The organism is Pantoea sp. NPDC088449 (genome assembly GCF_044753225.1).
GTDB lineage: Bacteria > Pseudomonadota > Gammaproteobacteria > Enterobacterales > Enterobacteriaceae > Pantoea > Pantoea floridensis.
Window position 1 is genome coordinate 1558047 of record NZ_JBIVMT010000001.1, and the last position, 14132, is coordinate 1572178.

14 protein-coding genes and 1 pseudogene are annotated in these 14132 nt (G+C 51.1%); 6 read left to right on the plus strand and 9 right to left on the minus strand.

Translation table 11 applies throughout. The features are described from left to right. The first annotated feature begins 123 nt into the window (after positions 1 to 123). From ACIP6T_RS07400 to ACIP6T_RS07410, 3 genes are all read left to right on the plus strand, one after another. Positions 124 to 1668, plus strand: a complete 1545-nt coding sequence (locus ACIP6T_RS07400) for a methyl-accepting chemotaxis protein (RefSeq protein ID WP_345829312.1) — start codon at positions 124 to 126, stop codon at positions 1666 to 1668. Between the two features lie 11 nt (positions 1669 to 1679). After that, positions 1680 to 2969, plus strand: a complete 1290-nt coding sequence (locus tag ACIP6T_RS07405; RefSeq protein WP_400456183.1) for an ABC transporter substrate-binding protein — start codon at positions 1680 to 1682, stop codon at positions 2967 to 2969. A 293-nt stretch (positions 2970 to 3262) separates the two neighbouring features. Continuing rightward, positions 3263 to 3586 carry a DUF6388 family protein gene (locus ACIP6T_RS07410; RefSeq protein ID WP_097096946.1) on the plus strand — a complete coding sequence of 108 codons (324 nt, stop codon included), beginning with the start codon at positions 3263 to 3265 and terminating at the stop codon, positions 3584 to 3586. A gap of 194 nt (positions 3587 to 3780) precedes the next feature. Here the strand turns inward: ACIP6T_RS07410 and iraP are convergent, their stop codons facing one another. Beyond that, a complete protein-coding gene (iraP, locus tag ACIP6T_RS07415; RefSeq protein WP_097096945.1) occupies positions 3781 to 4074 on the minus strand; it encodes an anti-adapter protein IraP in 294 nt (97 codons plus the stop codon). Positions 4075 to 4242: 168 nt separating this feature from the next. On the opposite strand from iraP, the gene ACIP6T_RS07420 reads away from it, so the two are divergent. Continuing rightward, positions 4243 to 4482 carry a DinI-like family protein gene (locus ACIP6T_RS07420; protein ID WP_400456185.1) on the plus strand — a complete coding sequence of 80 codons (240 nt, stop codon included), beginning with the start codon at positions 4243 to 4245 and terminating at the stop codon, positions 4480 to 4482. A gap of 20 nt (positions 4483 to 4502) precedes the next feature. Here ACIP6T_RS07420 and ACIP6T_RS07425 read toward each other — a convergent pair whose 3' ends face one another. The 4 genes from ACIP6T_RS07425 to ACIP6T_RS07440 form a co-directional block, all read right to left on the minus strand. Continuing rightward, the gene (locus tag ACIP6T_RS07425; protein ID WP_097096944.1) at positions 4503 to 4769 is read right to left on the minus strand and encodes a hypothetical protein; all 267 of its coding nucleotides are present in this window, start codon (positions 4767 to 4769) and stop codon (positions 4503 to 4505) included. 156 nt (positions 4770 to 4925) lie between these two features. Beyond that, on the minus strand, positions 4926 to 5387 hold the full coding sequence (locus ACIP6T_RS07430; protein ID WP_400456187.1) for a hypothetical protein: 462 nt from the start codon (positions 5385 to 5387) through the stop codon (positions 4926 to 4928). 10 nt (positions 5388 to 5397) lie between these two features. Then, a complete protein-coding gene (locus ACIP6T_RS07435) occupies positions 5398 to 5727 on the minus strand; it encodes a hypothetical protein (RefSeq protein ID WP_400456189.1) in 330 nt (109 codons plus the stop codon). Next, entirely contained in the window at positions 5708 to 6097 is a 390-nt protein-coding gene (locus ACIP6T_RS07440; protein WP_097096942.1) for a hypothetical protein, read from the minus strand. The genes ACIP6T_RS07435 and ACIP6T_RS07440 overlap by 20 nt, the downstream gene beginning before the upstream one ends. Before the next feature lie 144 nt (positions 6098 to 6241). Between ACIP6T_RS07440 and ACIP6T_RS07445 the strand changes: the two genes are divergently transcribed. Next, on the plus strand, positions 6242 to 6889 hold the full coding sequence (locus ACIP6T_RS07445) for a S24 family peptidase (protein ID WP_345829303.1): 648 nt from the start codon (positions 6242 to 6244) through the stop codon (positions 6887 to 6889). Positions 6890 to 7009: 120 nt separating this feature from the next. After that, on the plus strand, positions 7010 to 8221 hold the full coding sequence (locus ACIP6T_RS07450) for a diguanylate phosphodiesterase (protein WP_400456191.1): 1212 nt from the start codon (positions 7010 to 7012) through the stop codon (positions 8219 to 8221). A 77-nt stretch (positions 8222 to 8298) separates the two neighbouring features. Here ACIP6T_RS07450 and ACIP6T_RS07455 read toward each other — a convergent pair whose 3' ends face one another. The 4 genes and pseudogenes from ACIP6T_RS07455 to ACIP6T_RS07470 all read right to left on the minus strand — a co-directional run bounded on the left by ACIP6T_RS07455 (position 8299) and on the right by ACIP6T_RS07470 (position 13899). Further along, on the minus strand, positions 8299 to 9450 hold the full coding sequence (locus tag ACIP6T_RS07455) for an integrase core domain-containing protein (protein WP_345829300.1): 1152 nt from the start codon (positions 9448 to 9450) through the stop codon (positions 8299 to 8301). A gap of 154 nt (positions 9451 to 9604) precedes the next feature. Beyond that, positions 9605 to 10312 (minus strand): YnfC family lipoprotein, encoded by a 708-nt coding sequence (locus ACIP6T_RS07460; protein ID WP_345829299.1) that lies wholly within the window; start codon positions 10310 to 10312, stop codon positions 9605 to 9607. A gap of 426 nt (positions 10313 to 10738) precedes the next feature. After that, positions 10739 to 11661 (minus strand): annotated as a pseudogene (locus ACIP6T_RS07465) (DUF4113 domain-containing protein). 1266 nt (positions 11662 to 12927) lie between these two features. Then, positions 12928 to 13899, minus strand: coding sequence for an acyltransferase family protein (locus ACIP6T_RS07470; protein ID WP_400456194.1), 972 nt, complete (start codon positions 13897 to 13899; stop codon positions 12928 to 12930). Positions 13900 to 14132: the final 233 nt, after the last annotated feature.

Sequence of the window (14132 nt, forward strand, 5' to 3'; positions counted from 1 at the left end):
CAGGCCGACACAAAAAACTCAAGCCGCTTATTAATGCGCCGATAACTCCTCCTGGAGTTAATGGATCTGCAAAAAATAATAATTACCTACTACATACTTATCTTCATTACGGAGAATACCGTTATGCGACTGACCCTTCGTGCGCGCTTAACCGCCATTGTCGGCCTGCTGTGCATTTTACTGATTGTGGCCGCCATCTGGGGAATCATTGGCCTGCGCGCCGCCGACCAACGGGCGCAAAACGCCTACCAGAACGAATTATTACCGCTGCAATACTCCTCGCGCCTGTACCGCATGGTGCAGGAGCAATCCTCTACGCTATTTGATGCGCTGCGCTACTGGACCGACAGCAGCGAAGTGGAAAAACGCCTGGCGCGCATCGCGCAATACGGCGAGCAGATCGGCAAAGATCGCCACACCTGGCAACAGCTGGCGTTTGATGCGCAAACCAGGCCGCTGAGTCAGCAGTTCATCACCCACCTCGACGGCTGGCAATCGGCGCTGAAAGACGCCGGCGAACTGCTGAAAAGCGGTAACCCTTCGGCGGCCTTAGTGGTGATTGAAACCCGCCTGCGCAGTGGTAGCCAGCTGCTCCAGCAGGATATTGATCGGCTGGATGCGCTGATGCGCCAGCATGCGGAACTCACCTACCAGCAAAGCAACAGCGATTACCAGCTGGCGCGTAACAGCCTGATAGTTATCCTGCTCGGCGGACTTAGCGTGGCGTTGGTCGCGGGCTGGCTGCTGATTCGCTCCATCAACCGTTCGATTGGCCAGGCGCGTGAGCTGGCCGAATCGATAGCCGCTGGGGAACTGAACCATGATATCGGCACCGTTTCGCGCGATGAGATGGGCGAACTGATGCAATCGTTACTGCGCATGGATGTGCGGCTGGCAGAGATTGTGCGTGAAGTGGGTGAAAGCGCCACGGCGCTCAGCGATGCGGCGCGCCAGATGGCCGACGGCAATGACGATCTCTCCGAACGTACCCATTCACAGGCCAGTTCGCTGGAGCAGACCGCCGCCAGCATGGAGCAGATGACCGCCACGGTGAAGCATAACGCCGATAACGCGGCGCAGGCCAACGAGCTGGCGACCGACGTGCGCCATCAGGCGGAACGCGGCAGCAGCGTGCTGCAAGATGCGGTGAGCGCAATGGCGGAGATTGAATCCTCCAGCAAGCGTATCGCAGATATTAACCGCGTGATCGATGAGATCGCCTTCCAGACCAACCTGCTGGCGCTGAATGCCGCCGTGGAAGCCGCGCGCGCGGGCGAACAGGGCCGTGGATTTGCCGTGGTGGCCGCCGAAGTGCGTCAGCTGGCGCAACGATCGGCGGGAGCAGCGCATGAGATCAAAGCCCTGATCGATGCCAGCGTGGGGAAAGTTGAGGCGGGGAGCGCGCTGGTACAGCGCTCTGGCGCGATGTTGAATGATATCAATCTCGGCGTGGCGCGGGTGGTGGATATCGTCGGTGAAATCGCCGTCGCCAGCCGCCAGCAATCCAGCGGTATCGAACAGGTGAATACCGCCGTGATCCAGATGGATGGCGCCACCCAGCAAAACGCCTCGCTGGTGCAGGAAGCCAGTGCCGCCAGCCAAACCGTCAGCGAACATGCTGGATTGCTGGTGGAGAAGATGTCGTTCTTCCGCCTGCAACAGCGCTAAGGAGCCGCACTATGCGTAAACTTCTCGCCACGCTGCTGGCGTTGCCGCTGCTGAGCCACGCGGCCACCACGCTGAACATCGCCACCATCGCTAACGGCGATATGACGATAATGCAGCAGCTATCATCACGTTACGAACAGGAACATCCTGATATCAAACTGCAGTGGCACGTCATGGACGATGGCGCGCTGCGTCAGGCGGTGCTGTCGGCGATGAACAGCGGCCAGGCGCAGTTTGATGTCATCACCGTTGGCACCTATGAAGCGCCGCTCTGGGGTGAAAAAGGCTGGCTGGCGCCGCTGAATACGTTGCCGGCAGACTATGACAGCGATGACCTGATTGCCCCGGTGCGCAAAGCCCTGTCATGGCAGCAGACGCTGTATGCCCTGCCTTTTTACGGTGAAAGCAGCATGACCTACTACCGCAAAGACCTGTTTGCGGAGAAAGGCTTAACCATGCCTGACAATCCCGACTGGACCGATATTAAACGCTTCGCCGCCAAACTCACCGATGCGCAGAAAGGCATTTATGGCCTGTGTCTGCGTGGTCAGCCGGGATGGGGAGATAACGTGGCGCTGCTCACCACCATGGCCAACGCCTACGGCGCGCAATGGTTCGATGAGAACTGGCAACCCACGCTGAATTCCCCGGAGTGGCGTGAAGTGCTGGGTGATTATCTGCAAATGGTGAAGCAGGATGGGCCGCCAGACACGGTTAAGAACAGTTTCGGTCAGATACTGCGTCTGACGGCGCAGGGTAAGTGCGCGATGTGGATCGACAGTACGGTGGCGGCAGGTTTGCTGGTCAATCCGCAGATCTCACTGGTGGCGGATAAGCTGGCCTTTGCGCCTGCGCCTGGCGGTATTACGCGTAACGGCTCGAACTGGTTGTGGTCGTGGGCGCTGGCAGTACCGGCCAATACCCCGAATCGTGACGCGGCCATCGCCTTTATTAGTTGGGCAACCTCAAAACAGTACATCCAGCAGGTGGCCGATACCGTTGGCTGGGGCGCGGTGCCACCGGGCAGCCGCAATTCAACCTATCAGCAAGCCCGCTATCAGCGTTTGGCGCCCTACGCCGCGCAGGTGCGTGCAGCCATTGATTCGGCTACCGTGGAGCAACCCACGCTCAATCCGGTGCCGTATCAGGGCGTGCAGTACGTGAGCATTCCAGGATTCGACCAGATGGGCAATGCGGTTGGGCAGAACATGGCGGATATGCTGAGCGGCAAGTTGACGCTGGATGAGACGCTCGAGAAGAATCAGCAGGACGTTACGCGCCTTTATCAGCAGCAGCATTGAGAGGGTTGTGGTCGCCATAAATGGCGTAATGTCGTTCGGTTAAGCGCCGTATCAAATCACCGCACCTTCCGTAGCGGCGCGATTTATCGCGCAATGAATTGCGCCGCTACAAGGTGTGCTCTTGGTAATGAGGTTTTTTCATGTCTTAACTGACGAGCATTACGCCATAAATGGCGACCCTACGGCCGACCGGTGGGGATGTTGTAGGGTGCGCCTTCATGCGCACCGACCAGCCTGACAACATCGCCCATGCACGTTACACTAGCGCGCAAGTTGATATGCAGGAACCGCGAATGAAAACCCCAGAAGAGTATTACGCTCAGGCACGCACCATGTTTTTCGCCGCCCATCCCGATTTCCAGGCCGCCCTGGATGAACTTACCGAGAGTGATGCGCAGCAGGCGAGCCTGTCATTAGCCGATTTACGCGCGTGGCATGCTGAACGCATTTACGCGGCGTTTTTACGTCAGAAGAAGCTGGACGGCATGCTTTTTTCTATTCAGCTGGCTGAGCCAGACAAAGCAGTGGCGGCGGATGCCATTGAAAAGTATCTAAAATCTCACGCGGAAGCGTTAGGCATGACGTGGGAAGCGTTCTGCATTAAAAACGAGCTTTAACCCCAACGTGATGAAAATGCATTAGGTAGATATCTCCAACCACACAAATCGATCAGGAAATAATTGTACAAGTCACTAAAACTTGTATAAGTTACTGCCTACGACATCAGTCGTAGATTGTCCTTGAACGAATGGTGCGGTTGCACCGCCTCTGGAAGTGTTGCTGGATTTCCACTTCCAGAGGTTATATTTTTTTACCCTTCTCGCTCTATCCCTTTGACTTCAATATAACTCGCCACTGCCAAAAGACGATTGACGTGCGTGAGCAGCAGATCAACATCCGACTGTAAAAACTCCTGCGACGCGCGTGATGCAGTAACAATTGCATCCTGCACCGTCTCGGAAATGGTGAGTGAATTATCCTCTTTTGCCTGAATCAGCAGTGCGGCAATCAGCAGTGACTGCGCCTCAACCTGCGCCACCAGCTCTTTTGCTTCCACATCCATTTTTGCCATTTTCAGCAAGATATCGATAACCAGTTGGCGCATCTTAACCCCCGTTAAAAATCTCAATCGACGAACAACCAGATGTGCTGGTACAAATTCGCCACCGTCTGCATGACGCAACAAAAAATGTCATGGTCGTGGCGTCACCGCTTGCCCCTGTTTTTATTTACAGTATTATGACGCACCCGATCCGCTGAATGGAACGCCCTGATGTTTATGGAGCTGATTTACGATAAGCGCAATGTGGCCGGTTTACCGGGTGCACGCGAGATGATTTTGCAGGAGTTGGAAAAGCGTGTACAGCGCGTCTTTCCGGATATTGAGGTACGCGTCAAACCAATGGAGCGTAATGCGATTGATACCGATATGAGTAAGAACGACAAAGCAACGATTGCGCGGATTGTTGAAGAGATGTTCGATGAAGCGGAGATGTGGCTGGTGGCCGATTAGGCCACCAGAGCGATGCGAACTTAGCTTTCCTGCTCGGCATGGTTAACGGCGATTTCCAGGTCCTGAATCGCCTCATCAATATCATCCAGCAGCTTGCCTTGCTTGTTCAGCAACGTATCGAAACGTCCCGCATATTCGCTATCTTTATACTCACCCGCATCAAAGGCCAGCCAGTGGGCAGAAAGCGTCTCCGTGTTGGTCTGCGCGTAGTGGCGCATCTCTTTAAGCTGGGAGGTGACATCACGTAAGTAGTCAGTTTTGGTTTTTACAGTTTCTGTATCACTCATGCTATCTTCCTTCTCGCTTAATAAGCCGGTTTAAATAACGCTTGAATGATTAAAGGTAGTGCAAAATATCGAAGTCGCCTTAGGAATAATCGGAACTCTCTAAAACCTGTTAATAAACAGGGGACATCCCTGTCCCCTCGGGCGAGTTGTTGTGCATTACAGATACTTCCTCGCCAGATCAATCAACTCATCTTTCGCGGCATCCCCCAATTTGATCACCCCCTGCTCTACAAAGCTGAAGGCCTGGGCAAAATCCTTCACGCCCTCCGAGACGTCCTGCCGCGCCTGACTGACCTCCTGCGCGGCGGCGGCCGGTACGGCTTCGGCTGCAGCGGGAGGAGAGACCTCCGTGGGGGTGGCGGGAACGGCCTCCGGTGCAGCGGCAGGAGCCGCCTCAGTGGCCGCTGGCGCCGCAGCAACTGACGCCGGTGCCGCCGTGGCAATTTCATTGGCGAAGTCCTCGGCGGGCGACGACGTTTGCGCGCTTGCCGCCGAGGGGCTGGCTACAGTGGTGCTGGTTGGATCGATTACAGTTTGATCGCTCATCGTTTTCTCCTTCTGACTTAATAAAGACCACAGTCGGCCAAGACTGGCTGCGATCCGCTGGATAATGCGCATAATGCCCTCCTTAACGCTTGGGTTGAGGCGGCGACGAGTCTCCTTCAGCCGGTTTACCCTTATTAGCGCGCGTGCTAACGGGATGGTTAGATAAATCGTCGAGCTTGTTTTGCAGCGTCACCAGCTGGTTGGTGAGTTCTGCCACGCGGGCTTCACGGCGTTCTGATATCGTCCGATATTGTTGGCGAATCTCCTCCACCCGCTGATTGGCACTGTTGCTAACGAACAAAAACAGCACCGTCATCGCGACGCACATCAGCGATAACATCAGCAGAAAGCCGCCGAGGAACAGTTGGCGCCGATGGTTTTTCACTACGTATTCACTGTTTATCTGCATCATCGCGACTCTCCTCCAGAGTGGTGATAAGTTGGTTGACCTGATGGCGGAACTTCTCACTGTGTTCGGCTTCTGTGGTGGCCAGCAAAATACTCAGCGCGTTTTTTATCAGCCGCAGATCGGTTTCCAGCGAAGAGATACGCCGCAGATTTTTGTCATGTCGAATGCGCAGCTCGTCATTTTCCTGACGCATCAGTGCATGGCCCTCTTTGAGCAGCATCACCTGCTCTTTGTAGCTGGTGATGATCTCGCCGCCAGCGCGATTGCTGGTCACAATGGCGGCGATACCCGCCATTAATGGTTTCCAGAACACAGCTGCAGCGCCGCCGCCGAGAAGCAACGCACCTACGCTGGTGACCAAACTACTTTCCATGCTTCACCTCTCAACCCTGGCAAGGGTTGCGCCCCAAAAGCACGCTGACCACCCTTGCCAGCTTTGCGGTCAACGCCTGAATTTAAGTTTACTTTAACTTATGAATTTAAGTATACTTAAGTTAATTCTTCAGGAGATGTCAAGATGATGAAAAAAGAATCTTCCGGTGAACGCATCCGGGCACGACGTAAAGCACTGCAACTGACACAGCAAACCCTGGCGAAAGGGATCGGGGTGTCGCATGTCGCGGTATCGCAGTGGGAAAAGGAGGAAACCGTGCCGCGCGGTGAAAATTTGCTGCGCCTGGCGGAATGGCTGCAATGCACGGCAGCGTGGATCATTGATGGCGATGGCGAGGTGTTTACCGCTGCGCCCAGGCGCGCGCCGGTGACTGCGGTGCCATTGATAAGTCTTGCGCAAGCGTCGGAATGGTTGAGTGAAGCGCGCCTGCTGTTACAGCAGCAGGCCACACATTTTCTCTATCGGGAAGCAACGCTGAGCGATGCGGCGCTGGCGGTAACGGTGGAAGATCAGTCGATGCTGCCCGACTACCGGCCCGGGGACGCCTTAATCTTTGATCCACAGGTTGCGCCACAGCCCGGAGATACGGTGCTGGCGTTAGTGGATGGCGCGGCAATGGTGCGTTTTTATCGCCTGCAAACCCAGCAGCATGACGAGAAAACGTTCGCGCTGCGCCCGGCTAATGACGATTTCCCGCACCTGCATACTGCAACATCCAGGCTGGAAATTATTGGCACGCTAATGGAATTGCGGCGATATCGCAGCCGTTAACCGCTTCGGTTAACCTATTATTTTAAAAAAAGTTTACGCCAGGCGCGACAAGCTCTGGACAGACCCGGGCGATTGCCTGTTAATGTAGCCACAAAATTAGAAATTAGCCGGACAATCGCCATGCTTACCACGATAATTTATCGCAGCCATTTGCACGATCACGTGCCGATCAAAACGCTCGAAGATATGGTTGCTAAAGCCAACAGTAAAAACAAAAACTTCGATGTCACCGGCATCTTGTTATTTGATGGCCTGCATTTTTTCCAGCTGCTGGAGGGGCCACGTGACGCCGTGCAGGGCATTTATCAGCGTATTTGCCAGGATGCGCGCCATCATAATCTTGTCGAGTTGATGCATGACTTCGCCCCAGAGCGCCGTTTTGGCAAGGTAGGGATGGAGTTGTTTGATCTGCGCGAACATGACAAAGATACCGTGTTGCAAGCGGTGCTGGATAAAGGTACCTCCCGTTATCAGCTGACCTACAAAGATCGCGCGCTGCAGTTCTTGCGAACCTTCGTAGTGGCGCGCGATAAAGAGAACTATTTTGAAATTCCCCCGGCCAATACCTGGGAATTTATTGCCGATGAAGCCGATGCAACGGAGCTCATCGATTTTGCTGATACCTTGCAGGATTGTCGTTTTGCGTTTCAACCAATTATCGATCCCTTTGCCCGGCGCGTAACCTCTTACGAAGCACTGATCCGCACCCCGACCGGCGGCTCTCCGCAGGAGTATTTTTCCGCCTTCGGGGGCGACGCCATTTACCATGCGGATATTCAGTCCAAAAGCCTGGCGTTTAAGCTGGCCTATCAATTGGGTATCGGCGATCACCGTTTGTCGGTAAATCTCTTACCGATGTCGCTGGTGGCGGTGCCCAATGCGGTGGATTTCCTGCTGCAAGAGATTGAAGCGAGTGGATTAATTCCCCAGCAGATTATTGTGGAAGTGACCGAAAACGAGATCATTTCACGCTCCGATGAATTCGCTGCTGAAGTCAGAAAGCTTAAGGCGGCGGGTATCAGTCTGGCGCTGGATGATTTTGGTGCGGGCTTTGCCGGCTTGTCGCTGTTATCAAAATTCCAGCCGGACAAGATTAAAATCGATCGGGAAATTATTCGTGATGTCCATAAAAGCGGCCCCAAACAGGCCATTATGCACGCGATCATTAAGTGCTGCGCGTCACTGGAGATTGCGGTGATTGCCGAAGGCGTTGAGCAAGCAGAAGAGTGGATGTGGCTGGAAGCCGCGGGCATTAGCCAGTTCCAGGGTTTCCTGTTTGCCTATCCGCTGTTGAATGGATTCCCGTCCGTGGCGTGGCCGGAAATTAAATAACCTTGCGGTCGCCGTGAAGGTACGACCGGGCACATGGGTAACAGATCAGACCGGGCACATAGGTAACACATTTGTGCTCAGTCTATCCGGATAATACGTTTTTCTGACTGGTCATAATACGCCAGTATCAGCCTGTCGAAGAGGATGACGTCGATTCCGTCATCTACCTCCAGGAACCGTACGTATTCTCCGCACAGCGATGCGCTCAGGAACGTTCTTCCGTTCAGTCTCAGGTCACCTTTTTCTCCCACTTTGAAGAGCTTCGCACCCTCCGGATAATTAACCTCCGGCACCCGCCCATCCCACTGCCGGGCTGATGGCGTCCAGCAGCTTGCCGGCGGCTTATTTTCATGGGCCTCGTGTGGCCTTTCATGATTAAACTCCTCCTGCCAGCTGCTGAACCAGGCCTGCTGTTCCGCCAGCGTGGTGAAGATATTGCCATGGCTCATTGAGGCCTTTAGCGAGCGGTGCATTCTTTCATGGCGTGCGTTCTGTCCGGGGCAACCCGGCGCTATGCGCTCCGGCAGGATACCCAGCTTTATCAGCCACACGTTTAGCTTTGTCAGCGCGGCAATACCGGGCCCGGCAAAAGGGGAGCCGTTATCGGTGAGTATGACGTCAGGCAGCCCGCACTCCCGGAACACCCTCTCCATGCATGTGCGCACGAACGCGGTGGTCTCCACGTAACTGGCCTCGCAGGCCAGCAGGTAGCGGCTGTGGTTATCCGTCAGCGTGAACGGACGGCAGTAGCGCGCGTCTTTCAGGCGGAACCGCCCCCTGAAGTCGGCGCTCCAGACCTGATTATTTTTTTCTGCGACGGTGAGCTTCTGCACGTTGCCGGGAGTGCGTTTGCGCTTCAGGCGGTCCGGTACGAGGCCCTCATTTTTCAGCAGGTCACCAATGGTGCTTGCAGCGGGCACGATGAAGTCGGCGTTGTGGTTGAGGAACCAGTGACGGATTTTTTTAGGTCCCCAGTCGGGGTGCTGCATGCGGAACAGCACCAGCCGATCGGCGATGTCCGGCGGGATTTTTTCCGGCTGAGTGAGGCGCGCGCGGGAGTGATTTTCGAGAGAGGACAGCGCCGCAGGCTCAAAGCGGGAGAGCCACTTATAGCCGGTTTTGCGGCTGATACCGTGGAGACGACAGAGTTCAGAAATGGAATGCGTGCCTGCTTCGCAGGCACGGATGAAATCAAGGCGTTGCATGGTAACGGTCTCAGTCCAGGGCATAGTGAGTCTCCTCTGCTATGCCATTTATAACTGTTACCCATGTGCCCGGTCTAAAGTGTTACCTATGTGCCCGGTTTGTACCTGAATGGCGACCTAAGCAAAACCGCCGCATTCCTGTATAAGGTGCGCATTGATGCGCACCAAAATAACCGCACTAATAATAAGCCACTTCGATATTGCCGTACTGCTTGTCCATCACCTTACCTGCCGCGTCCGCAGTAATAATGTCGCAATAATAAGGGACATTATTTTTATATTTGCACAGGTTGCTGACGGTTTTTATTTGATCGTTACGCTTTACCGTGGTGACCACATCCGAGATTTTTTTCTTATCCGCGTCCCGGACTGCGGTGGCACGCGACATTTCTTTTCCAGCTTGGGTAATACTTAACACCGCCATGTCACCGGCATTATTATAAGCCAGATGAAAAGCCACGTCGGAGGCTGGCGATGAGAGTTGCTCAACCAAACCCTGTTTGTTATAGGCAATATCCACGCTAAGCGCCGGCGTAACCTTCTTCACCATGGCGCAGTTTTTATCCAGCGTCACCACAACGTCCTGACCATTCTCGCTGCCGATTAACCGATCGCCTTCGCGCGAAACTTCAATCACCTCGCCCTCTTTGCCGACGGATTTAACATGCGCAAGGCAGCCGTCGCGATCAAAATCGACATTCACGTCAAAGATTTGCTGGCCATCGGCAGTGAACAACGTTTGATGGGTATTTTTTACCTTGCCCGGCAGGGCTTCGAATTGATAGAGATAGGCGTAGTTTTTCATTTGCGGGTAATACGTCGCTTCATCCTTGTCGCATCCCGACAGCAGGACAACAGCGATTAACAACAGCAGGCCATTCTTCACGTGAGAATCCTCTTCTCTAAATAATGCCGCACGTAAGGCCGGGACCCCGGTTGCACACTGTAACAGCCCGCCCTGCCCGCCTGACACGACAACAATCACCGCGCGGAACTATACCTGAAACTACACCTGCATGTTCATGAAACCGGTTGGTTTAGTTGAAACAGTGAGTTGCTATAGGTTGATCTAAGGTTTAGCAATGCATTACCGCAAACTGATTCCTTGCCGCTCGTGGCTTTGGGTTGCTTTGCGGTAATTTTTTGGCCTGTATTTGCCCTAACCTCAAATCGTCGGCCTGTCATCCTCATGCACTGTATCGCGTTCTGTGGGTATTTTTCCTTATCGATAATGCACCTACGTCCATTGAGCTCAACAAGCATTGTGCCTGGCTCGTTGGAAGTATGTGCTGCATCGGCTTAAGCATAAACGTCACTTCGCCACAAGCATGTCCGACAGTCTGGTTGTGTATGCCGGCGACAACATTTTGCGCTTCATCTTCCAGGATTTCTGTATACCCTGTCCTGCAAACCATAACTTCCCTCCCCGCTCTGGTTGAGAGCGTCAACGACACGCATCAGTGATTCTCTGTTGGCCTTTGGTTTGAATTCGTCGAAGAGATTTAGCTTGCCGGACGCATGTCCTTGTATTCGGTGATGCGTGAACCAAACGATAGGGAGCAAACAATCTGCTGCTTGGTGGGTGCGAATTATTCCAGCCAAGAAATGGTTCGCCGCACAACTCACGTACGGTGCACTTAAGCACAATGTTGAAGTGATTCGGGATTATCTAGGTGCTCTGCTCTGACAGGTCTTTGGCGGTGATGATGCCCATTGCGTTCAGCTTCTTGCTGATACAATGGCCAATGCCTCACAATTCTCCTGCCGGTACGAGCGCCATCAGTTTTCGCTGCTGTTCTACACAACGACTCCTCCTGTCTACGTCCATTTTTGGCGGCGTAATTGGCGAACTTGGCCAGAGCTATTTGTATGTACTCTTCCCTCGCCTGCGGTAGGATGCGTGTCGCGCTTAATACTTTCACGAGCTTCACGCCTAAATTCTTCCAGCACCAGGGAATGGCTAACACCTCTCAGATTAAGGAATGCTTAAGCACTCGCGAAGACTTCAACATATGACACCATTTGCTCAAACGTGGTCATCACGCGATTGCTAATATCCACATACAATGCGAAATTGCTGCTGAAGACGTGAATTTTGTGCCTCCTGATATCCTCCTGCAGCTTTAAAGCATCGCCATCGGAATTTTTATCCCTTTCAACGGCGAGGGCGCTAACACAACTGTCATTGCTTCTCAGAACAAACACCGGCTTGCCGTACAGGTTAGGCCTGCACACCGTTTCACCGCTTGAGTAAAAGCGTCATTAATTTCGTAGTCGTGAGTCAGGGTCTGCTGATAGTTGCTATATATAAATACAGCAATATCGGGCAGTTGAATTGTTCAAGGCCGAGCGGAAAAGATTTTTTAAGCAATTGGTGGAAACGAATTTTATTTTTCTAACTGCGCGTTATTTGACAACGTTGGCAAAAATTCTGCGATTAGATAGTAACGCGTGATTGCCATTATAGAGGATGGGGCTGTATGAAAAAAGTTTTGGTGGGAAGATTATCATTGCCAGCCTGATGCCCTTATTGTGTTGCTATCACTCTGAACGGCCGCTCGATCTTGGGACGACCCAACTGCCCTAACTTAGAAAATCAAGCAACCATTACTTACGGACCTATGAGCAAAAAGACCGTTGGGCCAGCCACAGGCATAATCAACGCCAGTAGGCTCTTATCAAAACTTGCTGACCCCAAAGAAATGCATTGACAGATCTCAGGCATAACTTTGGTCACTCTCGTCGTACATGGCTGTCAAATATTCGGCCAAACAATTGGCTGTGATATACAGGCCTTCTTCAAGCATATCCATAACGGCCTGCCCAAGAATATTACGCTCAGTATCTATTGCGAGGTTAAAAGTTTCATTGCCCGCATTTCCTCCTTTGGTGAAAATTTTAATGTACGTTTGAATGAGGATGATGAGATAAGAACCGGTTCTAATATGAGCGCACTTATTGCTCACTGACCAGTATAAGATGAATTTATACCTTCCTAACATCAAATCAGATTCATTGGATTATTATTTCCTTTACACTCAGCAAGTGTGTTGCGAACGACAAGACTTAGCCTAATAAATTTTGCACGCGGTCACGCGATCTTTTTTTAATTGGCGAACTAAAAAACCAATGTACTGACTGCACTGAATTTTTCCCACATTTTTCCTGAGACAGCTATCAACCTATTTGAAGTATTAGCTATTAATTGTCTTCTGCTAAATCCACTACTCCGGGCCTTTTCTGCTCAAAATTAACATGACACCCACAATTAAGAATAAACATCTCATTGATCCAGCTTCAATGAACTTATCACCAAAGGGCTTTATTATACTCAATGTACATGCAATCATACAGTCATAATGCTAATACTAGGCCTAACTTGGTATTAGCACTGAACTACTCAGATCGAGATCGGCGCGGTCAATCTCTGTCCCGTCGTCGGTTTTTTTTAACTTGAGTGATTATGTTTCATGTGAATCACCAAGTAGATTTTTTCTGGTTTCAATCCACTGTTAAAATTGAATAAATTTTAGAAAAAATAAAGTCTACTGATTTTTTTACAACGTGAAGTGATAACATATATGCGACTATGAAGGAAAGGACTAAGCACATTACCATCCTGACAAATGTATTATTATTCAGAGAGTACACACTGAGTGAGAGATACTTAATAAATACGCCGTGTATAAGGTAGATATAAAGAGAATACTGACCAAACCTTGTCAATACTCTGTTTTCATATGCCATATAGAAAATGCGCATTAAAAACACCGAGACACTTGCATACATAGCTAATCTTATAGCTACCCCCAAATAATTGGGATAATTAAACGCTACGTAACTTACGCTACCGTAGAAAAACTCTCTTTGCATTATACATGCAAGAATAAGCATTACTACCATGGACGTATAAAATGCCGCAACTCCAGAGACCTTGTCTACAAGTAGACTGACTCCACCTCTATTTATGAATAACATTACACCAAGCAAGTAAAACGGGAAGAACACAAGGGTTCGTCCTATGCTAAATATATATCCGTTATAAGGAACGCACGGGGATAATATAGCTATTATAAAAACAATCAACAATGGCATTCTGAAACGCATGACAAATGGAGTTATCAGCCTCCATGAAAAAAGACTAACCAAGTACCATAGAATCCTGTTCGGAGATAATCCTTGCAAATACCATGATATAGAACCGGTTTCTAAAATATATGGGACTTCATAAATTACACTAAAAAAAATAAATGGGATAAGAATTGACTTGGTTAGTTTATTGACATCTAGCTCGCTATCACCTTTAGATAGGTAGCCAGAAATCAATGCAAATGCAGGCATATGGAAAGTATAGATAAAATTATAAAGCACCAATATCACTTTATTAGATATTAGACCTTCGATTGAATGCCCAAATATCACAAGAAATATCATTATTCCTTTAAAAGTATCTATCGATTTGTTGGTAACCATTGCTCACCCATGGCATTGATGATGAGAAATTTTAATCCATAGAACATTCATTAGCAATTATTATCACAACAAACATCCACCTGCTTATATTTTAACCCACCTCCAAGATTAGATACAACTTCAGTTAGTAATATTGGATGGAGTTGTAAAAGACGGCGTCTGAAATAGCACGCCTGTGGCTGGTTCCCCCGCCATCGTTTTGTGTTCAGTCCGTGGACATGGTGAACACTTGC